The sequence below is a fragment of the Streptomyces sp. JLBT605 genome (assembly GCF_058215555.1).
The window spans coordinates 5,616,242-5,639,483 of sequence record NZ_CM177087.1 but is presented as its reverse complement, the minus strand read 5'-3'; the positions used below and the strand labels follow the sequence as shown (position 1 = coordinate 5,639,483).

The 23,242-nt window shown below is 71.1% G+C and carries 17 protein-coding genes; 8 read left to right on the top strand and 9 right to left on the bottom strand.

What is annotated here, in order from left to right; translation table 11 throughout:
• Nucleotides 1–83: 83 nt before the first annotated feature.
• Both AC4BDD_RS24615 and AC4BDD_RS24610 read right to left on the bottom strand, forming a co-directional pair.
• Nucleotides 84–1,055, bottom strand: a complete 972-nt coding sequence (locus AC4BDD_RS24615) for a tRNA (adenine-N1)-methyltransferase (protein WP_490687630.1) — start codon at nucleotides 1,053–1,055, stop codon at nucleotides 84–86.
• Between the two features lie 77 nt (nucleotides 1,056–1,132).
• The gene (locus tag AC4BDD_RS24610) at nucleotides 1,133–2,584 is read right to left on the bottom strand and encodes a site-2 protease family protein (RefSeq protein ID WP_490687629.1); all 1,452 of its coding nucleotides are present in this window, start codon (nucleotides 2,582–2,584) and stop codon (nucleotides 1,133–1,135) included.
• Here AC4BDD_RS24610 and AC4BDD_RS24605 point away from each other — a divergent pair.
• Both AC4BDD_RS24605 and AC4BDD_RS24600 read left to right on the top strand, forming a co-directional pair.
• A complete protein-coding gene (locus tag AC4BDD_RS24605; protein WP_490687628.1) occupies nucleotides 2,583–3,557 on the top strand; it encodes a RecB family exonuclease in 975 nt (324 codons plus the stop codon). The two genes, AC4BDD_RS24610 and AC4BDD_RS24605, sit on opposite strands and share 2 nt — an antisense overlap.
• 41 nt (nucleotides 3,558–3,598) lie before the next feature.
• A complete protein-coding gene (locus AC4BDD_RS24600; RefSeq protein WP_110627057.1) occupies nucleotides 3,599–4,270 on the top strand; it encodes a response regulator in 672 nt (223 codons plus the stop codon).
• A 155-nt stretch (nucleotides 4,271–4,425) separates the two neighbouring features.
• On the opposite strand, the gene AC4BDD_RS24595 is transcribed toward AC4BDD_RS24600, so the two are convergent.
• The 4 genes from AC4BDD_RS24595 to metH all read right to left on the bottom strand — a co-directional run bounded on the left by AC4BDD_RS24595 (nucleotide 4,426) and on the right by metH (nucleotide 12,410).
• On the bottom strand, nucleotides 4,426–6,012 hold the full coding sequence (locus AC4BDD_RS24595; protein WP_490687627.1) for an ABC transporter substrate-binding protein: 1,587 nt from the start codon (nucleotides 6,010–6,012) through the stop codon (nucleotides 4,426–4,428).
• Between the two features lie 55 nt (nucleotides 6,013–6,067).
• Entirely contained in the window at nucleotides 6,068–7,672 is a 1,605-nt protein-coding gene (locus tag AC4BDD_RS24590) for an ABC transporter substrate-binding protein (protein WP_490687626.1), read from the bottom strand.
• 335 nt (nucleotides 7,673–8,007) lie between these two features.
• Nucleotides 8,008–8,709: an HAD family hydrolase gene (locus AC4BDD_RS24585; RefSeq protein ID WP_490687625.1), complete on the bottom strand. Its 702-nt coding sequence runs from the start codon at nucleotides 8,707–8,709 to the stop codon at nucleotides 8,008–8,010.
• A 188-nt stretch (nucleotides 8,710–8,897) separates the two neighbouring features.
• A complete protein-coding gene (gene metH, locus AC4BDD_RS24580; RefSeq protein ID WP_490687624.1) occupies nucleotides 8,898–12,410 on the bottom strand; it encodes a methionine synthase in 3,513 nt (1,170 codons plus the stop codon).
• 238 nt (nucleotides 12,411–12,648) lie between these two features.
• Here metH and AC4BDD_RS24575 point away from each other — a divergent pair, with 238 nt between their 5' ends.
• The 4 genes from AC4BDD_RS24575 to AC4BDD_RS24560 all read left to right on the top strand — a co-directional run bounded on the left by AC4BDD_RS24575 (nucleotide 12,649) and on the right by AC4BDD_RS24560 (nucleotide 17,716).
• Complete coding sequence (locus AC4BDD_RS24575) at nucleotides 12,649–13,413, top strand: IclR family transcriptional regulator (RefSeq protein ID WP_490687623.1); 765 nt, start codon at nucleotides 12,649–12,651, stop codon at nucleotides 13,411–13,413.
• A 303-nt stretch (nucleotides 13,414–13,716) separates the two neighbouring features.
• Nucleotides 13,717–14,508, top strand: a complete 792-nt coding sequence (locus tag AC4BDD_RS24570; protein WP_490687622.1) for an MIP/aquaporin family protein — start codon at nucleotides 13,717–13,719, stop codon at nucleotides 14,506–14,508.
• A gap of 48 nt (nucleotides 14,509–14,556) precedes the next feature.
• Nucleotides 14,557–16,098 carry a glycerol kinase GlpK gene (gene glpK, locus AC4BDD_RS24565; protein ID WP_490687621.1) on the top strand — a complete coding sequence of 514 codons (1,542 nt, stop codon included), beginning with the start codon at nucleotides 14,557–14,559 and terminating at the stop codon, nucleotides 16,096–16,098.
• 4 nt (nucleotides 16,099–16,102) lie between these two features.
• Nucleotides 16,103–17,716 (top strand): glycerol-3-phosphate dehydrogenase/oxidase, encoded by a 1,614-nt coding sequence (locus tag AC4BDD_RS24560; protein ID WP_490687620.1) that lies wholly within the window; start codon nucleotides 16,103–16,105, stop codon nucleotides 17,714–17,716.
• A gap of 102 nt (nucleotides 17,717–17,818) precedes the next feature.
• On the opposite strand, the gene AC4BDD_RS24555 is transcribed toward AC4BDD_RS24560, so the two are convergent.
• Together AC4BDD_RS24555 and AC4BDD_RS24550 are read right to left on the bottom strand one after the other, a co-directional pair.
• Nucleotides 17,819–18,142 carry a nuclear transport factor 2-like protein gene (locus AC4BDD_RS24555; protein ID WP_490687619.1) on the bottom strand — a complete coding sequence of 108 codons (324 nt, stop codon included), beginning with the start codon at nucleotides 18,140–18,142 and terminating at the stop codon, nucleotides 17,819–17,821.
• A gap of 108 nt (nucleotides 18,143–18,250) precedes the next feature.
• Nucleotides 18,251–19,249 carry an NADP-dependent oxidoreductase gene (locus tag AC4BDD_RS24550; RefSeq protein ID WP_490687618.1) on the bottom strand — a complete coding sequence of 333 codons (999 nt, stop codon included), beginning with the start codon at nucleotides 19,247–19,249 and terminating at the stop codon, nucleotides 18,251–18,253.
• A gap of 100 nt (nucleotides 19,250–19,349) precedes the next feature.
• Between AC4BDD_RS24550 and AC4BDD_RS24545 the strand changes: the two genes are divergently transcribed.
• Nucleotides 19,350–20,327, top strand: a complete 978-nt coding sequence (locus AC4BDD_RS24545; protein WP_490687617.1) for a LysR family transcriptional regulator — start codon at nucleotides 19,350–19,352, stop codon at nucleotides 20,325–20,327.
• A 106-nt stretch (nucleotides 20,328–20,433) separates the two neighbouring features.
• On the top strand, nucleotides 20,434–21,579 hold the full coding sequence (locus AC4BDD_RS24540; RefSeq protein WP_490687616.1) for a PAC2 family protein: 1,146 nt from the start codon (nucleotides 20,434–20,436) through the stop codon (nucleotides 21,577–21,579).
• A gap of 193 nt (nucleotides 21,580–21,772) precedes the next feature.
• Here the strand turns inward: AC4BDD_RS24540 and mshC are convergent, their stop codons facing one another.
• Nucleotides 21,773–23,002 (bottom strand): cysteine--1-D-myo-inosityl 2-amino-2-deoxy-alpha-D-glucopyranoside ligase, encoded by a 1,230-nt coding sequence (gene mshC / locus AC4BDD_RS24535; RefSeq protein WP_490687615.1) that lies wholly within the window; start codon nucleotides 23,000–23,002, stop codon nucleotides 21,773–21,775.
• Between the last annotated feature and the right edge of the window lie 240 nt (nucleotides 23,003–23,242).

Genomic DNA, 23,242 nt, shown 5'->3' with positions numbered 1-23,242 from the left:
GCCCGGCGAGGTGCCGGGGCCGCGGCGGGCCGGCCGGTCAGGCGCGGTCGGCCCGGCCGGTCAGGCGCGGTCGGCCCGGCCGGTCAGGCGCGGTCGGCGGAGCCGTCCCCGTCGCCGGCGGCGACGTCCTTCTCGGCGCCCTTGGCGGCAGCCTTGCCGCCGGCGGCGTCCTTGCCGCCCCAGCCGGTGTAGTCCTCGCCGTACGCGCCCTTGGCCGGGCGGCGGCGGCGCAGCGGCGGCTCGACGCCGTCGGCCAGCCGCCGGGCGGTGAGCAGGAAGCCGGTGTGGCCGATCATGCGGTGATCGGGGCGGACGGCCAGGCCCTCGACGTGCCAGTTGCGGATCATCGATTCCCAGGCGGCCGGCTCGTTGAACGTGCCGAACTCGCGGATCGCCTCGACGGTGCGGGCGAGCTGGGTGGTCGTGGCGACGTACGCGCACAGGATGCCGCCGGGGACCAGCGCCTTGGAGACGACCTCCAGGCACTCCCAGGGCGCCAGCATGTCGAGGATGACGCGGTCGACGTCGGTGTCCGAGAGATTGTCCTGGAGGTCACCGACCGTGAGCTGCCAGGCGGGGTGCGGACCGCCGAAGTAGCGCTCGACGTTCGCCTTGGCGATCTCGGCGAAGTCGGGCCGCCGCTCGTAGGAGTGCAGCATGCCCTGGTCGCCGATGGCCCGCAGCAGGAAGCTGCTGAGCGAGCCGGACCCGACGCCCGCCTCGACGACGCGCGCGCCGGGGAAGATGTCGGCGAAGGCCAGGATCTGCCCCGCGTCCTTGGGGTAGACCACGGCGGCGCCGCGGGGCATGGACAGGACGTAGTCGGGGAGCAGCGGGCGCAGCGCGAGGTAGGCGACGTTCCCGGTGGTACGGACAACACTGCCCTCGGGAGCGCCGATCAGCTCGTCGTGCGGGAAGGAACCCTTGTGGGTGTGGAAGTTCTTCCCGGCCTCGAGCGTGAACGTGTAGTGGCGTCCCTTGGGGTCGGTGAGCTGGACCTGGTCCCCGACCTTGAAGGGCCCGCGACGGCGGGCGGCACCGGTCGGTTCGGACATGTGACCAGCCTACCCGCTTATTTCGGGGGCTCTGTTCAGCCGTTCAGCCGCGGGCGCCCGGAGCCGCCGCCCAGACCTCAGGAGGGGGTGCGGGCCATGGCGGCGACGAAGGCGCGCTCGACGTCAGCGGTGGAGAGCACGCCGTAGATCTCCCCGGTCTCCTCGATCACCAGGTACTCGGTGGCCGGGGTGGCCCGCAGGGTGTCCAGCAGCTCCTCGCCGGTCAGCTCGGCGGAGACCTTCATGCCGTCGCTGAGGTCCTGGGCCAGGCCGCCGACCGCGACCCAGGGCCGCCGGTGCTCGGGGACCCCGACGATCGCCGCCTCGCGGACCACGGCGGTGGGCAGGCCGTTGCCGTCCACCACGACCAGGGCGCGGGCACCGGCCTCGTTCGCCCGGCGCAGCGCCTCCGACAGCGGGGTGTCGGAGGCGACCGGGACGGCCCGCCGGGTGAGCGTACGGGCGCTCAGCTCCGGCAGGCGCTCGCGCAGCCGGGCCATGCGCAGGCTGTTCCCGGCACCGGTCCAGATGATGGCGGCCAGGATGGCGGCGAGCAGCGCGTCGGTGAGCGATTCGAAGCTGCCGAAGCCCTCGGCGTCCTCGTTGAGCCCGCCCGCCTGGCTGAGCAGCGGCAGGCCGATCAGGACCGCGACGGCGAGCGCCCGGCCGACCCAGGCGGCGGCGATGGTGCCGGTCATCGGCTTGCCGCTGATCTTCCAGACGACGGCGCGGAGCATCCGGCCGCCGTCCAGCGGAAGGCCCGGGAGCAGGTTGAAGGCGGCCACGATGAGATTGGAGATCATCAGCCCGGCCAGCAGCACCCCGGGCACCGTGCCTGGCTCGACGAACTGCATGCCGAGGTAGAACAGCCCGGAGAGCACCAGGGAGAGCAGCGGCCCGACGAAGGCGAGGACGAACTCGCGGCCCGGCGTCTCGCTCTCCTTCTCGATCTCCGAGACCCCGCCGAAGAACTGCAGCTGGATCCGGCGGACCGGCAGCTTGTAGCGGAGCGCGGCGACGGTGTGGGCCAGCTCGTGGATGAGCACCGAGGCGTAGAAGGCGACCGCGAAGAACAGCGAGACGAGGTAGCGGGCGGCGCCCAGCTCGGGCAGCACCCGGTCCAGCTGGTCCCCGAAGACCCAGGTGATCAGTGCGGCGACGATGAACCAGCTGGGCGCGACGTACACCGGGACGCCGAACGGCCGGCCCATCAGAAAGCCACCACCCGTCTCACGGGGGCGTCGTGGCCTGTCTCCCTGGGGCCCGGTCGCGCGGTCGGCTCCCCCGCTGCCGGACTGCCGGCGCCCGCTGTTGTCCACGGTGTCCCCTCGTCGGATTCGTCCCTCGCACCCCTTTGGTACGGTCCCACGATCATGCAGTGCGAGGAGCTCTGCCGTCGATGGTATGCGCCGGCCGCTCCCCGACCCCACTGGCCCGGCTCTCCTCGCCGCCGGTGCGGGGCGGTGCGCGGCCGGTGGCGGTCGGTCCGGGGCCTCACTGTCAGTGGCAGGCCGTATGGTCTTCGCCATGGGAATCGTCACCGGGGAGGCCGCAGACCCCTCCTCCTCGTCCGGAGAGATGACCGGCGAAACGACCGCGGCAGCGACCGAGACGACCGGAGCGGCCGGGGCTGTCGGAGGGCCGGCCGGGGCCGCCGCTTCGGACCGGGGCCGGCCGTCCTCGCTGTCTCCGTCGCGCGCCGCCGACTTCATGCAGTGCCCGTTGCTGTACCGCTTCCGGGTGATCGACCGGCTTCCGGAGAAGCCGAGTGCCGCGGCGACCCGCGGCACGGTGGTGCACGCGGTGCTGGAGCGGCTCTTCGACGATCCGGCGGCCGAGCGCACCGTGCCCCGGGCCCGCGCGCTGGTGCCGGGCGAGTGGCAGCGGCTGCTGGCGGCGCGGCCGGAGCTGGCCGAGCTGTTCGCCCGGGAGGACGGCAGCGAGGACCCGGATCGCCTGGCGCAGTGGCTCGGGGACGCGGAGCGGCTGGTCGAGCGGTGGTTCACGCTGGAGGACCCGACGCGGCTGGAGCCCGCGGAACGCGAGCTGTTCGTGGAGACGGCGCTGGAGTCCGGGCTGACGCTGCGCGGCTACATCGACCGGGTGGACGTCGCCCCGACCGGCGAGGTGCGGATCGTCGACTACAAGACCGGGAAGGCGCCCGCCCCGCAGTACGCCTCGGGCGCGCTGTTCCAGATGAAGTTCTACGCCCTGGTGCTGTGGCGGCTGCGGGGTACCGTGCCGCGCCGCCTCCAGCTGGTCTATCTGGGCAGTGGCGATGTGCTGACCTACGACCCGGAGGAGTCGGATCTGCTCGGGGTGGAGCGCAAGCTGCACGCCCTGTGGGAAGCGATCCGGCTGGCGACCGAGACGGGTGACTGGCGGCCGCGCCAGTCCAAGCTGTGCGGCTGGTGCGACCACCAGGCGCACTGTCCGGAATTCGGCGGCACTCCCCCGCCGTACCCCTTGCGGATCACCGTCCCGGCGCAGCCCGACGCATAAGGCCAGGGCAGAATGAGACAGGTCTAGCGAAGGAGACCTCCGTGGCTATCCGTGTCCTGCTCGTCGATGACCAACCGCTGCTGCGCACCGGTTTCCGCATGATCCTCGAGGCCGAGCAGGACCTCGCGGTCGTCGGTGAGGCCGGGGACGGTCTGCAGGCCCTGGACCAGGTCCGGGCGCTGCAGCCCGACGTGGTGCTGATGGACATCCGGATGCCGCGGATGGACGGCGTGGAGGCGACCCGGCAGATCACCGGGCCGGGCCGGGACGGCCCCGCCAAGGTGCTGGTGCTGACCACCTTCGATCTGGACGAGTACGTGGTGGAGGCGCTGCGCGCGGGGGCCAGCGGCTTCCTGCTCAAGGACGCGCCCGCCCATGAGCTGGTGCAGGCGATCCGGGTGGTGGCGGCCGGCGAGGCGATGCTGGCGCCCAGCATCACCCGGCGGCTGCTCGACAAGTACGCGGGGCATCTGCCGTCCGGCGAGGAGCCGGTTCCGGACACGCTGCACACGCTCACCGACCGTGAGGTCGAGGTGCTCAAGCTCGTCGCCCGCGGCCTGTCGAACGCGGAGATCGCGGCGGACCTGTTCGTCAGCGAGACGACGGTGAAGACCCATGTGGGCCATGTGCTGACCAAGCTCGGGCTGCGCGACCGGGTGCAGGCCGCGGTGTACGCGTACGAGAGCGGGCTGGTCCGGCCCGGCGCGCAGTAGCGCGGGCCGCACCCGAGCGAGCACCGACGCCCCGGCGCCTTCAGGCGCCGGGGCGTCGCGGTCATCAGGGGCTGGTCACCAGGGGCTGACCGGCCCGGTCGGGACGGTCTCCGCCGGGACTGTCTCCCTCGGGACCGCCCGGACCGTCCGGACCGTCAGGACTTCTTGATCTCCCAGAATCGGAAGACGGTGGACGCGTCCAGGGTCCACTGGAGTCCGGAGATGTTGGAGCGGGCCACCGCGTACTGCTTGCCCTGCCACAGCGGCAGCACCGGCAGCTCCTGGGCGACGATGTCCTGGATGCGCTGGAAGTCCGGAACGGTGGCCTGCCGGCTGGGCTGCGCGGCGGTGGCCGGAATGAGCTGTCCGGTGATGATCTTCGAGGTGTAGTGGTTGGCGAGGACGTTGCCCTCGCCGAAGAACGGCGAGACGAAGTTGTCGGCGTCCGGGTAATCCGGCACCCAGCCCTTCACATAGACGCCGTACTCCCCGGCCTCGATGCCCTTCTCGTACGTCTCCAGGTCCACGCTGCGCACCTTGGCGTCGAACAGCTTGCTGGCGTTGAGCTGGGCGGCGATCTTGCGCAGTCCGGGGATGGTGCCCGGCCCGTAGCGGCTCGGCGTGCCCCACAGGGTCAGCTTGACCTTGCCGGTCACCCCGGCCGAGCGCAGCGATGCCTGGGCCCGGTCGCGGCGGGGCTGGTCGCCGTAGGCGTCGTAGAAGGCCGTGTTGTGGCCGGTGATGCCCGCCGGGACGATCGAGTAGAGGGGTTCCGCGGTGCGCTTGTAGACGTCGCGGACCAGGGCGCCGCGGTCGATGAGCTGGGCGATGGCCTTGCGCACGCCCAGCTTGCCGACGACCGGGTCGTCCACGTTGAACACCAGGTGCTGGATTTCCGCGCTGGTGCCCTTGACGACCTTGATCTCGCCGTCGCTGTCCAGCGAGGTCGCCTCCAGGTCGGCGGTGTCCTGCATGGTCAGACCACGGTAGGCGACGTCGATGTCACCGTTCTTCACGGCGGCCTTCAGGTCGCTCTGCCGGCCGTGGAAGAACTTCAGCTCGACGCCCGGGTTCTGGGCCTCGGCGTCACCCTGGTACTCCGGGTTCACCGAGAACTCGGCGCTCTCCTCGTCCAGCGAGTCCAGCGTGTAGACGCCGGAGCCGACGGCCTTGTGGTCGGTGCGCAGCCGGTCGGCGGGGTACTCGCGGTGGTCGACGATGGAGCCCGCGCCCGAGGCGATCTTCTGCGGGAAGGTGGCGTCGGCGGCCTTGAGGTGGAAGACGACCGTGCGGGCGTCAGGGGTGCTGACCTTGTCGATGGACGACAGCAGCACCGCCGGGCCGTTCTCGTCGTTGATCCGCAGGGTGCGGTCGAAGGAGAACTTGACGTCCTTGGAGGTCAGCGGGTTGCCGTTGCTGAACTTCAGACCCGCCCGCAGCTTGCAGCGGTAGACCTTGCTCTGGTTGTCCTCGAACCGGCACTTCTGCGCGGCCTCCGGCCGCGGGGCGGTGCCGCCCTTGGGGAAGCTGAGCAGGGACTGGAAGACGTTGTTGAACAGCAGCCAGGAGCCGGGATCGTAACCGGCGGCAGGGTCGGTGGACAGGACGTTGTCCGACATCCCCATGACGACCTTGTCGCCTCCGCCGCCCCCGTCCGCCTGCTCGGTCCCGCAGCCGGCCAGCGTGGCGGCCATCAAGCCGGCGCCCAGCGGGACGGCCAGCCATCGGTCACGCAGTTTCACGTACTCGTTCCTCACAGTTCCGTGTGCTGAAAAATTCGCCCCCCGTTGGGAAAGGTCAGTCCGTGACGCCCCGCCCGAGCTCCCAGAGCTGAAGCATCGCCGAGGAGTCGAGAGCGTACTCGGTGCCGGTGATGTCGTCCCGGGACACGACGTACTGCTTCTGCTGCCACAGCGGCAGCAGGGAGACATCGGCGGCGACGAGGTCCTGGATCCGGTGGAAGTCCCGCACCGCGAGCGAGCGCTGGGCCTTCTGCCGGGTGCTGGGGAGAAGCTCGTTCTCGATCGTGCCGTTGCGGTAGGGCGAGTGGAGGAAGTTGTTCTCGCCGAAGAAGGGCGCGATGTAGTTGTCCGGGTCCGGGAAGTCGGGGAACCAGCCCATGCCGTAGACGGCGTACTCGCCGTCGGCGGTGGCGGACCGGAATTCGGTCCACTTGACGCCCTTGATCTTCACCGAGAACAGCCCGCTGGCGTTCAGCTGCTTGCGCAGGGCCGCGAACTCCTCGGCGGTCTCCGGCCCGTAGTGGTCGGTGGAGTAGGTGAGCGTCAGCTTCACCGGGGTCTGGATGCCGGCGCGGCTGAGCACCCGCCGGGCAGCGTCGGTGGAGGGCTCGCCGTAGGCGTTGTGGAAGGAGTTGGTGTGCCCGGTGATCCCGGTGGGGACCACGGAGTACAGCGCGTCACCGGTGCGCTTGTAGATGTCGCGGACCAGCGCCTGGCGGTCCACCACGTGGGCCATGGCCTGGCGCACGGCCTTCTCCCGCACCACCGGGGCGTCGGTGTTGAAGGCGAGGTAGCGGATGGCCTGGCCGGAGGACTCGGTGACCCGGACGCCGTCGACCTTGCCCGATTCCAGCTTCGCGATCTGGTCGGGGGTGAAGGTCCGGTTGGCGACGTCGACGTCGCCGTCGGCCAGGCCCTTCTCCAGCTCGGTGGAGGTGTCGAAGAAGCGGACCTCGAGCTTGTCGGCCTTCGGCTCCAGCTCGCCCCGGTAGTTGTCGTTCCTGGTCAGGACGGCCTTGACGACCCGGTTGTCCTCTTCCTCGGTCTCCACGGTGTACGGGCCGGAACCGGCTATCTCGAAGCCCTTGTGGAGTGAGCTCTTCTCGTACACCTCGCTGTCGACGATGGCGGCGGCCGGCGTCGTGAGCTTGGAGGGGAAGGTGGCGTCCGGCGCGGAGAGGTGGATGACGATCTCGCGGGCGCTGGGGGTCTCCACCTTGTCGATGCTGGACAGCAGGGAGGCCGGGCCGTTCTCGTACTTGACGGCGCCGATCCGCTCCAGGGAGAACTTCACGTCCGCGGAGGTCAGCTCGTGGCCGTTGGCGAATTTCAGGCCGGAGCGCAGGGTGCAGCGGTACTGCTCGCTCTGCTTGTCCTGGAAGCCGCACCGCTCGGCGGCGTCCGGCACCGGCTCACTGCCGGAGCGGGGCAGCCGCATCAGGGTCTGGAAGGCGTTGTGCATCATGCTCCAGGACGCCACGTCGTACGCCTGGGCGGGGTCCAGCGGAGCGGGCGCGTCCTGCGTGGCCTCGATCCGATCGGTGCTCCCGACCACGATGGTGCCGCCGCCGGACCCTGAGCCGTCCGAACTCCCGCAGGCGGTGAGTGCGGAGGCCAGCAGGCCCGCTATGGCCGGCAGCACCAACGTCTTGGGCTTCATGGTCGGGAATCTCCCTGCGGTCGTTCAACGTGCTCGCGACGAGATTAGTCGGCGGTGCCAGCCATGCTGGAACACAACGGAGTTGAGCCGATATCACGCCCCGATAACGACCAAGCGGTAACCGATATGCGGACACTGGATCGTTTCATGTCTAGGCCGCATTAATCGGGACACAAAGGGGGGTGCGCATACCGCCGAACAGCGGGCGCAGCACAATGGCACGATCATGTCGACGCCGGGGCCAGTGAGAAACATCACTTGATCGACATCTGGGTGATCACTGAAATGCACCCGCTGTATTCAATTCGCCGTCGGGCGCGCTCGGGGCGGCCCGCTCAGTTCAATCCGGAGACCAGTCCGCGGAGAAATGGCAGATCGACTTCTTCGAGCGAGCCGACGACCGTGCGGCCGGTGGCGGGCTCGATGGGCACCACCGACGGCACCGCGACCACCGGGCAGCCGGCGGCCTCCGCGGCCGCCACGCCCGTCGCGGTGTCCTCGATGACCACGCACCGCGCGGGGTCGGCCCCCAGCCCGGTCGCCGCGAGCAGGTACGGATCGGGGTGCGGCTTGGTCCGCTCCAGCTCGTCACCGGCCACGGTCAGGTGGAAGTGCTCGGGGCCGATCGAGTGCAGGATCCGGTCGATGACCCGCCGGTGGGACGCGGAGACCAGCGCGGTCGGCACCCCGTGCGCGGCGAGCTCGGTGAGCAGCCGCCGGGCGCCGGGCAGCAGCGGCACGTCCCTGCCGATCAGCTCGGTGAAGCGGCTGTTCAGCTCGAGGGTGAGCTCGGCGAGGGCGATGTCGGCGCCGGTGACCTCGATGAGGTAGGAGGCGCTGCGGGTCATCGGCCCGCCGACGACCACGGCCCGGTGCTTCTCGTCCAGGACGAATCCGAGCTCGGCGAAGATGGCGACCTCCGCCTGCCACCAGATGCCCTCGGTGTCCACCAGGGTGCCGTCCATGTCCAGCAGCACGGCTTGCAGGGCGGAGCCCTCTGCCGGCCGGGTGGCGACGGCGGGGATGCTGCTGGTCATCGAGGACCTCCGTAAGGGACACGGAGGCCGGCCACCCCCTGGGTTCCTGGGCGACCGGCCTCTACCGGGTCGACAAGTCTACGTCGGGTATGCCCGGAGCGCCCGGAAGTTTTCCGGCGGCCCCGGGCGCTCCCGCGCCCGGCCTCGATCGGCCGGCGCGACCTGTGTGACTTGGGCGACCAGCGCGGCTAGCGCGCGTTGAAGTACTTCGCCTCGGGGTGGTGGATGACGATCGCGTCGGTGGACTGCTCCGGGTGGAGCTGGAACTCCTCCGACAGCTGCACCCCGATCCGCTCCGGCTGGAGCAGGTCGGCGATCTTCGCCCGGTCCTCCAGGTCGGGGCAGGCGCCGTAGCCCAGGGAGAAGCGGGCACCGCGGTACTTGAGGTCGAACATGTCCGTGACGTCCGCCGGGTCCTCGCCCGCGAAGCCCAGCTCCGCGCGGACCCGCGCGTGCCAGTACTCGGCGAGGGCCTCGGCGAGCTGGACGGACAGGCCGTGCAGCTCCAGGTAGTCCCGGTAGGAGTCGGCGGCGAACAGCTCGGCGGTGGCCTCGCCGATCCGGGAGCCGACGGTCACCACCTGGAGGCCGACCACATCGGTCTCGCCGGACTCCTCCGGACGGAAGAAATCGGCCAGGCACAGCCGGCGACCGCGCCGCTGGCGCGGGAAGGTGAAACGGGTCCGCTCGCTGCCGTCCTCGCCCAGCAGCACCAGGTCGTCGCCCTTGGAGACGCACCGGAAGTAGCCGTAGACGACCGCCGCCTCCAGCAGGTTCTCGGTGTGCAGCTTGTCCAGCCAGCCGCGCAGCCGCGGCCGCCCCTCGCTCTCCACCAGCTCCTCGTAGCTGGGGCCGTCGCCGGTGCGGGCCTGCTTCAGGCCCCACTGGCCCTTGAACAGCGCGCCCTCGTCCAGCCACGAGGCGTAGTCGGCCAGCTGGATCCCCTTGACGACCCGGGTGCCCCAGAACGGCGGGGTGGGCACCGGGTTGTCGGTGGCCACGTCGGAGCGGATCTGCCCGAGCTCCGGCTCCGGCTCGACGACCTCGACCGCCGCCCGCCTGGCGACCCGGCGCTGCTTGAGCTCGGGCAGGGTGGCGCCGGGCACGCCGCGCTTGACGGCGATCAGGGCGTCCATCAGCCGGAGCCCCTCGAAGGCGTCCCGGGCGTAGCGGACCTCGCCCTCGTAGATCTCGTGCAGGTCCTGCTCGACGTAGGCGCGGGTGAGGGCGGCGCCGCCGAGGATGACCGGGTACTCGGCGGCCAGCTTGCGCTGGTTCAGCTCCTCGAGGTTCTCCTTCATGATCACCGTGGACTTCACCAGCAGGCCGGACATGCCGATGACGTCGGCCTTGTGCTCCTCGGCGGCCTCCAGGATCGCCGAGACCGGCTGCTTGATGCCGAGGTTCACGACGTTGTAGCCGTTGTTGGAGAGGATGATGTCGACCAGGTTCTTGCCGATGTCGTGCACGTCGCCGCGGACCGTGGCGAGCACGATGGTGCCCTTGCCTTCCGCGTCCGACTTCTCCATGTGCGGCTCCAGGTGGGCGACCGCGGTCTTCATGACCTCGGCGGACTGGAGCACGAACGGCAGCTGCATCTGGCCGGATCCGAAGAGCTCGCCGACGACCTTCATGCCGTCCAGCAGCGTCTCGTTGACGATGTCCAGGGCGGGGCGGGTCTGCAGCGCCTCGTCGAGGTCGGCCTCCAGGCCGTTGCGCTCGCCGTCGATGATGCGCCGCTTGAGCCGCTCCTCCAGCGGCAGCGCGGCCAGCTCCTCCGCCTTGCCGGCCTTGAGCGACTTGGCGGTGGCGCCCTCGAACAGCTGCATGAGCTTCTGGAGCGGGTCGTAGCCTTCGGCGCGGCGGTCGTAGATCAGGTCCAGGGCGGTGTTGACCTGCTCCTCGTCGAAGCGGGCGATCGGCAGGATCTTCGAGGCGTGCACGATCGCGGAGTCCAGGCCGGCCTTGACGCACTCGTCCAGGAAGACCGAGTTGAGCAGGATGCGGGCCGCCGGGTTGAGGCCGAAGGAGATGTTGGACAGGCCCAGGGTGGTCTGCACGTCCGGGTGGCGCCGCTTCAGCTCGCGGATCGCCTCGATCGTGGCGATGCCGTCCTTGCGGGACTCCTCCTGGCCGGTGCAGATGGTGAAGGTCAGGGTGTCGACGAGGATGTCCTCCTCGCGGATGCCCCAGTTGCCGGTCAGGTCCGCGATCAGCCGTTCGGCGATCTCGACCTTCTTCTCCGGCGTACGGGCCTGGCCCTCCTCGTCGATGGTGAGCGCGATCAGCGCGGCGCCGTGCTCCTGCGCCAGACCGGTGACCTTGGCGAAGCGCGACTCGGGGCCGTCGCCGTCCTCGTAGTTGACCGAGTTGATGACCGCGCGGCCGCCGAGCTTCTCCAGGCCGGCCCGGATGACCTCGACCTCGGTGGAGTCGAGCACGATCGGCAGGGTGGAGGCGGTGGCGAAGCGGCCGGCCAGCTCCTCCATGTCGGCGACGCCGTCCCGGCCGACGTAGTCCACGCACAGGTCGAGCATGTGCGCGCCCTCGCGGATCTGGTCGCGGGCCATCTCCACGCAGTCGTCCCAGCGGGCGTCGAGCATGGCCTCACGGAACTTCTTCGAGCCGTTGGCGTTGGTGCGCTCGCCGATGGCCAGGTAGGAGGTGTCCTGGCGGAAGGGCACCGTCTGGTACAGCGAGGCGGCGCCGGGCTCGGGCCGCGGGTCACGGGTGGTCGGGGTCAGGTCGCGGACCCGCTCCACGACCTGGCGCAGGTGCTCGGGCGTGGTGCCGCAGCAGCCGCCGACCAGCGAGAGGCCGTATTCGCTGACGAAGGTCTCCTGGGCGTCGGCCAGCTCCGCGGCGGACAGCGGGTAGTGCGCGCCGTCCTTGCCGAGGACGGGCAGGCCGGCGTTGGGCATGCAGGACAGCGGGATCCGGGCGTTCCGCGCCAGATAGCGCAGGTGCTCGCTCATCTCGGCCGGGCCGGTGGCACAGTTCAAGCCGATCATGTCGATGCCGAGCGGCTCCAGCGCGGTGAGCGCGGCGCCGATCTCGGAGCCCAGCAGCATGGTGCCGGTGGTCTCCACCGTCACCGAGCAGATCAGCGGCAGGTCCAGCCCGACGGCCTCCATCGCGCGGCGGGCGCCGAGGATCGCGGCCTTGGTCTGGAGCAGGTCCTGGGTGGTCTCCACCAGCAGGGCGTCCGCGCCGCCCGCGATCATGCCCTCGGCGTTCGCCTGGTAGGCGTCGCGCAGCGTGGTGTACGGCGCGTGGCCGAGGGTGGGCAGCTTGGTGCCCGGGCCCATCGAGCCCAGCACCCAGCGCTGCTGCCCGGTGGCGGCGGTGAACTCGTCGGCGACCTCGCGGGCGACCCGGGCACCGGCCTCGGAGAGCTCATGGACGCGTTCGGGGATGTCGTACTCCCCCAGCGCGGCGTGGTTGGCGCCGAAGGTGTTGGTCTCCACGCAGTCCACGCCGACCGCGAAGTACTCCTCGTGGACGGAGCGGACGATGTCCGGCCGGGTGATGTTGAGGATCTCGTTGCAGCCTTCGAGCTGCTGGAAGTCGTCCAGGGAGGGGTCCTGCGCCTGGAGCATGGTGCCCATCGCACCGTCGGCCACCACCACCCGGGTGGCGAGTGCCTCGCGCAATGCGTCGATACGGCTGCGGGCGGTGGACGATGGCGTATACGAGGCCATGGACATGCTCCCTGGAGTGCGACGGCTGTCGGCTTTGCGGCTTCCCGGAGGAAGGCGCACCAGGCCAGCCTAGCCCCCGGGCCACGCGCTGGTCTTGGCCGTTCCACCAAGCGGGACGGACCCCTGTGGTGGGCGGAGTGGCTTCAAGTGATCCTTTAGCCCCTTCTCCCGGTATCCCAAGGTCGGCATCGACCGATAGTGTTCAGCATTGTCGAACCGCACTTGGGGAGGTATCGCGATGGCCCGGACCATCCAGTCGCTGGAGCGAGCGGCCGCCGTGCTGCGTCTGCTCGCCGGTGGCGAGCGGCGTCTCGGCCTGTCCGACATCGCATCCTCGCTGGGGCTCGCCAAGGGCACCGCGCACGGCATTCTGCGCACCCTCCAGCAGGAGGGCTTCGTCGAGCAGGAGGCCGCCTCCGGCCGCTACCAGCTGGGCGCGGAGCTGCTGCGCCTGGGCAACAGCTACCTGGACGTGCACGAGCTGCGCGCCCGCGCCCTGGTCTGGGCGGACGACCTGGCCCGGTCCAGCGGGGAGAGCGTCTATCTCGGCGTCCTCCACCAGCAGGGCGTACTCGTCATCCACCACGTCTTCCGGCCGGACGACAGCCGCCAGGTGCTGGAGGTGGGGGCCATGCAGCCGCTGCACAGCACCGCGCTGGGCAAGGTGCTCTCGGCTTTCGACCCGGTGGCGCACAGCGAGGCGGCCGAGGGCGAGCGCAAGCCGTTCACGCCGCGCACGGTGACCGGGCTCGCGGAGTTCGAGGGCGTACTGGACCTCACCCGGGCGCGCGGCTGGGCCGCGGACGTGGAGGAGACCTGGGAGGGCGTGGCCTCGGTGGCCGCCCCCATTCACGACCGGCGCCGGATGCCGGTGGGCGCGGTGGGCATCACCGGCGCGGTGGAGCGGGTCTGCCCGGCCGGCGAACTGCGGTCGGACCTGGTCGCGGCGGTCCGCGACTGCGCGCGTGCGGTCTCCCGCGACCTGGGCGCCGGCCGCTTCTGACGCCTGCGCTCGCGGGCCCTCTTCCTGGGCCGCCCGGCGGCGCGCGGAAGCCTTCTCCGCCCACCCTTCACCCGGATCATCACGGTTGGGTTACCAGCCGGTTTTCCGCTCTCGGGAACCCTTGACGGGTTCTTCACGGTGCAGAAAACTGCCGTTCATCGGTCGGCATTGTCGAACACCTGACGACAATATTCGCTATGGTGGACTCGCCGCGGGCCGACCAACGCCCTCACCGAGAGGGCGCGGACCACCGGAGGGACCCGGGGTTCGCCTTCCCCTGGACGAAGGACAAAGGAGTCGCGGGTGTCCAGCTCCGACATCTTCATCGGCGAGACCATCGGTACCGCCGTTCTCATCCTGCTCGGCGGTGGCGTGTGCGCCGCCGTCACGCTCAAGAGCTCCAAGGCGCGTAACGCGGGTTGGCTCGCCATCACCTTCGGGTGGGGCTTCGCCGTCCTCACCGCCGCGTACATATCGGCCCCCCTCTCCGGCGCCCACCTCAACCCTGCCGTCACTCTCGGCCTCGCGATAGAGGGCGGCACCGAGTGGAGCGACGTTCCGACCTACATCGCCTCCCAGATGCTCGGCGCGATCATCGGCGCGGGCCTGGTCTGGGTGACGTATCTCGGCCAGTTCGGCGCCCACCTCACCGATCCCGAGATCGTGGGTGAGCAGACCGGCCACGAAGGCATGGTCGACAAGGCCGCGGCCCCGGCCGCCGGCCCGGTGCTCGGCATATTCTCGACCGGCCCGGAGATCCGGCACACCGTCCAGAACCTGGCCACCGAGATCATCGCCACCGCCGTGCTGGTGCTCGCGATCCTCACCCAGGGTCTGAACGGCAACGGCGACGGCCTGGGCGTGATCGGCGTCCTGGTCACCTCCTTCGTCGTCGTCGGCATCGGTCTGTCGCTCGGCGGCCCGACCGGCTACGCCATCAACCCGGCCCGTGACCTGGGCCCGCGCATCACCCACGCCCTCCTGCCGCTGCCCAACAAGGGCGGCTCGGACTGGGGCTACGCCTGGATTCCCGTTGTCGGCCCGCTCGCGGGTGCCGCCCTCGCCGGCGGCCTCTACGAACTCGCCTTCGCCTGAGCCTGAAGCCCCTCCCTTTCCCCAGACTTCGCAGGAGAGCAGCAGACCATGACCGAAACCCACACCACCGGCAGCCACGGCCACGGCCCGTTCATCGCCGCGATCGACCAGGGCACCACCTCCAGCCGCTGCATCGTCTTCGACCGCGACGGCCGCATCGTCTCCGTCGACCAGAAGGAGCACGAGCAGATCTTCCCCAAGCCGGGCTGGGTGGAGCACAACGCCACCGAGATCTGGCAGAACGTCCAGGAGGTCGTCGCCGGGGCGATCAGCAAGGCCGGGATCACCGCCGCCGACGTCAAGGCGATCGGCATCACCAACCAGCGCGAGACCACCCTGCTGTGGGACAAGAACACCGGTGAGCCGGTGCACAACGCCCTGGTCTGGCAGGACACCCGCACCGACGGGCTCTGCAAGGAGCTGGGCCGCAACGTCGGCCAGGACCGCTTCCGCCGCGAGACCGGCCTGCCGCTGGCCTCGTACTTCTCCGGCCCGAAGGTCCGCTGGCTGCTGGACAACGTGGAGGGCCTGCGGGAGCGCGCGGAGGCCGGCGAGATCCTCTTCGGCACCATGGACTCCTGGGTCATCTGGAACCTGACCGGCGGTGTCGACGGCGGCCACCACGTCACCGACGTCACCAACGCCTCCCGCACCATGCTGATGAACCTGCACACCATGGAGTGGGACGACAAGATCCTCCAGTCCATGGAGATCCCGGCCACGGTGCTGCCGGAGATCCGCTCCTCCGCCGAGGTGTACGGACACGTCAAGGGCGGTGTGCTGGACGGCGTCCCGGTCGCCTCCGCGCTCGGTGACCAGCAGGCGGCGCTGTTCGGCCAGACCTGTTTCGCCGAGGGTGAGGCCAAGTCCACCTACGGCACCGGCACCTTCATGCTGATGAACACCGGCGAGAAGATCATCAACTCCTACAGCGGGCTGCTGACCACGGTCGGCTACCGGATCGGCGACCAGAAGCCGGTCTACGCCCTGGAGGGTTCGATCGCCGTCACCGGTTCGCTGGTGCAGTGGATGCGCGACCAGATGGGCCTGATCAACTCCGCGGCCGAGATCGAGACGCTCGCCAGCTCCGTGGAGGACAACGGCGGCGCCTACTTCGTGCCGGCCTTCTCCGGCCTGTTCGCCCCGTACTGGCGCTCCGACGCCCGCGGTGTCATCGCCGGTCTGACCCGGTACGTCACCAAGGCGCACATCGCCCGCGCCGTGCTCGAGGCCACCGCCTGGCAGACCCGCGAGATCACCGACGCCATGACCAAGGACTCCGGCGTCGAGCTGACCGCGCTGAAGGTCGACGGCGGAATGACCTCCAACAACCTGCTGATGCAGACCCTCTCGGACTTCCTGGACGCGCCGGTGGTGCGCCCGATGGTCGCCGAGACCACCTGCCTCGGCGCCGCCTACGCCGCCGGTCTCGCCGTCGGCTTCTGGCCGGACACCGACGCGCTGCGCGCCAACTGGCGCCGTGCCGCCGAGTGGACCCCCCGTATGGACGCGGACGTTCGCGACCGCGAGTACAAGAACTGGCTCAAGGCCGTGGAGCGGACCATGGGCTGGATCGAAGACGAGGAGTAATCACATGACCACCCTGCAGAGCGCCCCGGCCCTCGGGGCGCACCCGGCTGCCGGTTCGAACCCGAGCCGCGCCGAGACCCGGGACCAGCTGTCCAAGGCTTCATACGACCTCCTGGTGATCGGCGGCGGCATTCTGGGCATCACCACTGCCTGGCACGCCGCGCAGTCCGGACTGCGGGTGGCCATGGTGGACGCCGGCGACTTCGCCGGCGCCACCTCCTCCGCTTCCTCCAAGCTGCTCCACGGCGGCCTGCGTTACCTCCAGACCGGCGCGGTCAAGCTGGTCGCGGAGAACCACTTCGAGCGGCGCGCGGTCTCCCGCAGCGTCGCCCCGCACCTGGCCAACCCGCTCACCTTCTACCTGCCGGTGTACAAGGGCGGACCGCACGGCGCGGCCAAGCTCGGCGCGGGCGTCTTCGCCTACTCCGCGCTCTCCGCCTTCCGGGACGGCGTCGGCCATGTCATAGGCGCCGAGAAGGCCGCCCGGGACGTGCCGGAGCTGCGCACCGAGAACCTCAAGGCGGTCGCGGTCTACGGCGACGGCCAGATGAACGACAGCCGGATGGCCCTGATGACGGTGCGGGCGGCGGCGGAGGCGGGCGCGACCGTCCTCAACCACGCCGAGGTCACCGGGCTCCGCTTCACCGGCGGCCGGGTCACCGGCGCCGAGCTCAAGGACCGCACCGACGGCACCGAGTTCGGGGTCAACGCCCGCCTGGTGCTCAACGCCACCGGCCCGTGGGTGGACCACCTGCGCCGGATGGAGGACCCGAACGCGGCTCCCTCCATCCGCCTCTCCAAGGGCGCGCACCTGGTGCTCAAGCGCACCTCGCCCTGGAAGGCCGCGCTGGCGACCCCGATCGACAAGTACCGCATCACCTTCGCCCTCCCCTGGGAGGACATGCTGCTGCTGGGCACCACGGACGAGGAGTTCGAGGGCGATCCGGCCGATGTCGCGGTCAACGACAAGGACGTCACCCAGATCCTGGACGAGGCCGCCTTCTCCATCCGCGACCAGCAGCTCTCCCGCGATCTGATCACCTACTCCTTCGCGGGCCTGCGGGTGCTGCCCGGCGGCCCCGGCGACACCGCCAAGGCCAAGCGCGAGACGGTGGTCACCGAGGGCAAGGGCGGCATGCTGTCCATCGCGGGCGGCAAGTGGACGACCTTCCGCCACATCGGCCGCACGGTGATGAACAAGCTCGCCCAGCTGCCGGGCCACCCGCTCGCCGACGACATGGCGCCGATCTCGCAGCTGCCCAAGCACGTGCCGCTGCCGGGCCTGGCGAACCCCCACGCGGTCGAGCACCGGCTGCTGGTGGACGGCGGCACCCCCGGCCCGCGGATGTCCGGCGACACCGCCCGCCACCTGGCCACGCACTACGGCTCGCTCTCCTTCGACATCGCCCGGCTGGCCAACGAGGACCCGGCGCTCGCCGAGCGCATCCACCCCGACGCCCCGGAGATCTGGGCGCAGGTCGTCTACGCCCGGGACCTGGAGTGGGCGGAGACCGCCGATGACGTGCTGCGCCGCCGCACCACGCTGACGATCCGCGGCCTGGACACCGACGAGGTCCGCCAGAAGGTCCAGGACCTGCTGGACGCCCGTCGCGCCTGACATCGCGTCATGTCATGCCGTGAGGGGGAGGCTCGTTCCGGGCCTCCCCCTCACGCCTGACGATCCTCACCCCTGGCCGGTCTCGAACCAGCTGACCGGCCCTCACGCCTGACCGGTCTCGAACCGGCTGATCTTCCCGTCGGTGACGGTGAACCTCCAGGCGGTGTTCATCTCGCCCCAGGTGTCGTTGCGGAACGTGGCTCGCAGCGAGCGTCCGCCGTCGGCCTGGGACTGGACGTCCATATGGCCGTGGACCAGGAAGATCTCCGAGTCGGTCCACTGCCCAAGGTCGCGGTCGGTGCCGTCGTCGGACATCGTCGCGTCAGCGGTGAGCAGGGCCCGGAACGCCTCCCGGTCGTTGTCGTTGATCGCGGTGACCACGGCGCGGACGGTCGGGTCGGACAGCTCGGTGGTGTCGATCGTCATCTGACGGCTCCTCGGCCAGGGCTTTAGCGGACGCAACGCCAGCACTGTCGCATGGCGTGTCGGGGCGCGCACGCTGAGTCATCCCCCGGGGTGGCCCAGGGGGCACCGCTAGACCTCGCCGACCTTGATGATCATCTTGCCGGTGTTCGCGCCGCGCAGCATGCCGAGGAAGGCGTCCACCATCCGGTCGAAGCCCTCCACCACCGTCTCGTCGGGCACGATCCGCCCGGCTTTCAGGTGCGGGATGAGGAAGTCCTCCAACTCCTCCTGCACATGGCGGTAATTGCGGACCAGGAAGCCCTCCAGGCGGATGCTCTTCTCGACGACGTCGTACAGATTGCGCGGCGCGGGCGGCGGTTCGGCGCTGTTGTACTGGGCCACCGCCCCGCACCAGGCGATCCGCCCATGGTCGCGCAGCGCGCTGATCGCGCCTTCGAGGTGGTCGCCGCCGACGTTGTCCAGGTAGACGTCGACGCCGTCGGGCGCGGCGCGGCGCAGCTGCTCGGCGACCGGCCCGTCGTGGTAGTCGAAGGCCGCGTCGAAGCCGAGGTCACGCGTGAGGTGTTCGACCTTGGCCGGCGACCCGGCGCTGCCGATGATCCGGTCGGCCCCCAGCAGCCGGGCGATCTGGCCGGCCGCGCTGCCCACCCCGCCGGCCGCGGCCGAGATGAAGACCGCCTCGCCGGGCTGCAGCCGGGCGACCTTGGCCAGGCCGACATACGCGCTCAGGCCGGTGCCGCCGAGCACGCTGAGATAGGCGCTGAGCGGCACGTCCGGCTCGGGCCTCAGCAGCCGCGCCTCCTCCGGCCGGACCAGGGCATGAGTGCGCCAGCCGTGCCGGTGGAAGACGATCGCGCCCACCGGCAGCCTGGGCTCCCGCGACTCCACCACCCGGCCTATGGAGCGGCCCTCCAGGGGCGCGTGCAGGTCCCACTCACCGTCCATGGCCTCGCGGTGGTAGGGGTCGACGGAGAGGTAGAGGTTCTCCACGAGGGCGGTGCCGTCCTCGGGGGCCGGCAGCGCCTCGGTCACGAAGGCGAAGTCGTCGGCGGTGGGGAAGCCCTGGGGCCTGCTGATCTGGTGCACGGCTCGTGCGTTGCTGGACATGACGATCACGTTAGGAGGCCGGGCGGCGGCCGGGCAGAGCCGCTCGTCGATGGAAGCTCCCCTTCCATGAATGCCCTTCATGGAAGGTAGCGTGGGCCGAATGACCGATCTTGCTCCTCAGGAGTTGCGTGTGCTCGTCGCGGTCGACCGCGCGGGGGGCTTCACGGCCGCCGCCGCGGCGCTGGGCCTCACCCAGTCCGCGGTGTCGCACACCGTGCGCACCTGCGAGCGGAAGATCGGCGCCGTGCTCTTCGAGCGTGGGCGGCACGGCGCGCGTGCCACCCCGGCCGGGGAGCGGGTCACCGCGCACGCCCGGCAGATCCTGCGGCTGCTGGAGGCGATGGGCACCGAGGCCCGGGCGGTCGGGGCCGGTGAGCCGGAGGTACTCTCCGGCCCGCTGCGGATCGCGGCGTTCCGCAGCGCGGCGGCCCATCTGCTGCCCGCCGCCCTGGAGCAGCTCACCGCCCGGCACCCGGGGCTGACCCCGCAGGTGCGGATCGTGCGGGAGGTGGGCCGGGGCGCCGCGGGCGAGGTGGCGGACGGGCGTGCCGACCTGGCCATCGCCACCCTCTCGCCCACCTCCCCGGTTCCTCCCGGGCTGCTGACCGCCGAACTGTTCCAGGAGACGTACGCGCTGGCGCACCCCGTCGGGCACCCGGACCCGCGGAGCCTGCCGCTGATCGACTGGGAGGAGAACTGCGGCTCCTACACCCGGCGCTGGTGGTCCGAGCAGGACTGGCTACCGCACGCCACCATCACCGCGGAGGACGACAGCGTGGTGCTCTCCATGGTCGCCGCCGGTATGGGCATGGCGATCGCGCCGGAACTGACCCTGGCCGGTGCCCCGGACCGGATCGCGGTGACGGACCTGACGCCGGATCCGCCGACCCGCGGAATCGCCTATGTCACCACGCCCGCGCTGGCTCGCACGCGCGCGGTGCGCGAGTTGATCCGCGCCCTGCGGGCGGCCCGTCCTCAGCGGCGCGAGCCGGTGGTGCGGAGCGCGGTACCGACCGCGGCCACCGCGCCGACCGCGCCCCCTCGCGACCGGGAGGAATCTGCGCGCATCCCTGGATAGGGACTGCGGTCGGACACCCTGGAAGCCGTAGGCTGGGGGCGCACGCAACGGAACTGCAGCCGGCGGCGGTACGGACCCGTCCGCCCCGGTCGGAAGGAGGCGCTGGGTGATCGAGCTTGAGGGGGTTCCCGAGCTGATCGACCCGGTCATGATCTGTGCCTTCGAGGGCTGGAACGACGCCGGAGACGCCGCCTCGACCGCGGTCGGGCACCTGGACCGGGAGTGGAAGGGCGAGGTCTTCGCCACGCTCGACGCCGAGGACTACTACGACTTCCAGGTCAATCGTCCGACGATCCAGCTGGAGGGCGGGGTCCGGAAGATCACATGGCCGACGACCCGCCTCTCCGTGGCCCGTGCCGGCGGCGGCGACAAGCCGCGCGATCTGGTGCTGGTGCGCGGGATCGAGCCCAGCATGCGGTGGCGTTCGTTCTGCAACGAGATCCTGGGATACGCCCATGAGTTGGGCGTGGAGATGGTCGTGGTGCTGGGTGCGCTGCTCGGCGACACACCGCACACCCGGCCGGTGCCGGTCAGCGGTGTCACCTCCGACCCGGACCTGGCCCGCAGCCTCGATCTGGAGGAGACCCGGTACGAGGGCCCGACGGGCATCGTCGGCGTCCTCCAGGAGGCGTGCACGCACGCCGGCGTGCCGGCGGTGAGCCTGTGGGCGGCCGTGCCGCACTACGTCTCCCAGCCGCCGAACCCGAAGGCGACCCTGGCCCTGCTCAACCGTCTGGAGGACCTGATCGGGGTCCGCATCCCGCTCGGCGAGCTCTCCGAGGACGCGCGTGCCTGGCAGCTGGGCGTCGACCAGCTGGCGGCCGAGGACAGCGAAGTCGCCGAGTACGTCCAGTCGTTGGAGGAGGCGCGGGACACCGCCGAGCTGCCGGAGGCGTCCGGCGAGGCCATCGCCCGCGAGTTCGAGCGCTATCTGCGCCGCCGGGACGGGCAGCCGGGGCCGGGCGGGCACGCGACGGACACCGGCGCCGTGGCCGACGGCCGGGACCAGGCCGGCTATCTGCGGGACACCGCCAGTGGCCGCACCCGCCCGCGCAAGCCGACCGCCAAGGACGGGCCGGCGGAGGCGGCGGGGACCACCGAGCCGGGCGGTTCGGCCGACGAGACGACCGGGCCGGAGACGACGGCGGACGGCGGCGAGGGCGGGCCCGGAAGCGGGCCCGGCGCCGGACCGGGTCCCGAGACGCCCGGCGGCGAGGAGTCCGGCCCGGGGGACGCCGACAGCCAGGACTGACGGCTGACGGCCGGTCGGCTGACGCGCCACCAGGCCGGCAGGGCGTCAGAAGAGCTCTCAGCGCTCGTGACGCGACCGGCAGCAGGCGACTTCAGGCAACTGAGGAGGGGCGCTCCCCCGATGCGGGAGAGCGCCCCTCAGCCGTTTTCCGGCCGGCCCCGACGTCAGCGGCGGCGGCCGGGGACCGGCTCACTCACAGCGCGACGCCCAGCAGCGCGTCGACGGCCCGGGACACCAGCCCGGGCGCCCCGATGTCCGTGCCGCCCTCGGCCTCCTGGGAGGCCGCCCAGCGGTCCACCGCGGCGAGCGCGGCCGGGGCGTCGAGGTCCTCGGACAGTGCCGCCCGGATCTCCTCGACCAGCGCGTCCGCCGACGGCCCGTCGGGCCGGGACACCGCGGCCCGCCAGCGGCCGAGCCGCTCGACCGCCTCCGCCAGCACCTCGTCCGTCCACTCCCAGTCGGAGCGGTAGTGGTGGGAGAGCAGGGCGAGCCGGATCGCCGCCGGGTCCACGCCCTCGCGGCGCAGGGTGGAGACGAAGACCAGGTTCCCCTTGGACTTGGACATCTTCTCGCCGTCCAGCGCCACGAGCCCGGCGTGCACGTACGCCTTGGCGAACGGCCGCTGTCCGGTCACCACCTGGGCGTGCGAGGCGCCCATCTCGTGGTGCGGGAAGGTGAGGTCGGAGCCGCCGCCCTGCACGTCGAAGCCCATCCCCAGGTGTTCCAGGGCGATGGCGACGCACTCGATGTGCCAGCCGGGACGGCCCCGGCCGAGCGACCCGCCGTCCCAGCTCGGCTCGCCCGGCCGGGCGGCCAGCCACAGCAGCGGGTCGATCGGGTTCTTCTTGCCCGGCCGGTCCGGGTCGCCGCCGCGCTCGGCGGAGAGCAGCCGCATGGCCTCCGCGTCCAGTCCGGAGACGCTGCCGAAGGCGGGGTCGGACTCCACCGAGAAGTAGACGTCGCCGTCGAGCTCGTAGGCGGCGCCCAGGTCGCGCAGCCGCTCCACCAGCGGAACGATCCCGGGTATCGCCTCGACGGCACCTATGTACTGGGCGGGGGGCAGCATTCGCAGGGCGGTCATGTCCTCGCGGAACAGCGCCGTCTCCCGCTCGGCCAGTTCGGTCCAGTCGTCGCCGTTGGCCGCGGCCCGCTCCAGCAGCGGATCGTCGACGTCGGTGACGTTCTGGACGTAGTGAACCTGCCGCTTGGTGTCGAGCCACACGCGCTGAACGAGGTCGAACGCGTTGTAGGTCGCCGCATGTCCCAGGTGGGTGGCGTCGTACGGGGTGATACCGCAGACGTAGATGCGGGCGACGGGACCGGGGTCGAGGGTGATCGACTCGCCGGTCGCGGTGTCGTGGATCCTCAGGTCGCGGCCTCTGCCAGGCAGGGCGGGAACCTCAGAAGCGGGCCAGGCATACATGTCATGAGCGTAACCGGATGCGCGTTCCGGATACGAACCGGACCGGCGAAGGTTGGCCGAAAAGGCGATCTTGCGCGATCGCCCGCGATCTGCTGTCCCCGTCGCGGAGCCTGAGCACCCGGCTCCGGCGACTCCGGGAAGCGACCGGAACCGGCCACCTCCCCGGGCCTGGGCGCCGGCGGCCGGCCGCCGGCTGACCGCTGGACGAACCGGCTGTGATCAGGCACGGGACCGCCGGGC

What these genes read in the sequence shown, in the direction of transcription:
- AC4BDD_RS24615 (WP_490687630.1), bottom strand. Translation starts at nt 1,055, where the DNA reads ATGTCCGAACCGACCGGTGCCGCCCGCCGTCGCGGGCCCTTCAAGGTC.
- AC4BDD_RS24605 (WP_490687628.1), top strand. Translation starts at nt 2,583, where the DNA reads ATGGGAATCGTCACCGGGGAGGCCGCAGACCCCTCCTCCTCGTCCGGA.
- AC4BDD_RS24610 (WP_490687629.1), bottom strand. Translation starts at nt 2,584, where the DNA reads ATGGCGAAGACCATACGGCCTGCCACTGACAGTGAGGCCCCGGACCGA.
- AC4BDD_RS24590 (WP_490687626.1), bottom strand. Translation starts at nt 7,672, where the DNA reads ATGAAGCCCAAGACGTTGGTGCTGCCGGCCATAGCGGGCCTGCTGGCC.
- AC4BDD_RS24585 (WP_490687625.1), bottom strand. Translation starts at nt 8,709, where the DNA reads ATGACCAGCAGCATCCCCGCCGTCGCCACCCGGCCGGCAGAGGGCTCC.
- metH (WP_490687624.1), bottom strand. Translation starts at nt 12,410, where the DNA reads ATGGCCTCGTATACGCCATCGTCCACCGCCCGCAGCCGTATCGACGCA.
- AC4BDD_RS24575 (WP_490687623.1), top strand. Translation starts at nt 12,649, where the DNA reads ATGGCCCGGACCATCCAGTCGCTGGAGCGAGCGGCCGCCGTGCTGCGT.
- glpK (WP_490687621.1), top strand. Translation starts at nt 14,557, where the DNA reads ATGACCGAAACCCACACCACCGGCAGCCACGGCCACGGCCCGTTCATC.
- AC4BDD_RS24560 (WP_490687620.1), top strand. Translation starts at nt 16,103, where the DNA reads ATGACCACCCTGCAGAGCGCCCCGGCCCTCGGGGCGCACCCGGCTGCC.
- AC4BDD_RS24555 (WP_490687619.1), bottom strand. Translation starts at nt 18,142, where the DNA reads ATGACGATCGACACCACCGAGCTGTCCGACCCGACCGTCCGCGCCGTG.
- AC4BDD_RS24550 (WP_490687618.1), bottom strand. Translation starts at nt 19,249, where the DNA reads ATGTCCAGCAACGCACGAGCCGTGCACCAGATCAGCAGGCCCCAGGGC.
- AC4BDD_RS24545 (WP_490687617.1), top strand. Translation starts at nt 19,350, where the DNA reads ATGACCGATCTTGCTCCTCAGGAGTTGCGTGTGCTCGTCGCGGTCGAC.
- mshC (WP_490687615.1), bottom strand. Translation starts at nt 23,002, where the DNA reads ATGTATGCCTGGCCCGCTTCTGAGGTTCCCGCCCTGCCTGGCAGAGGC.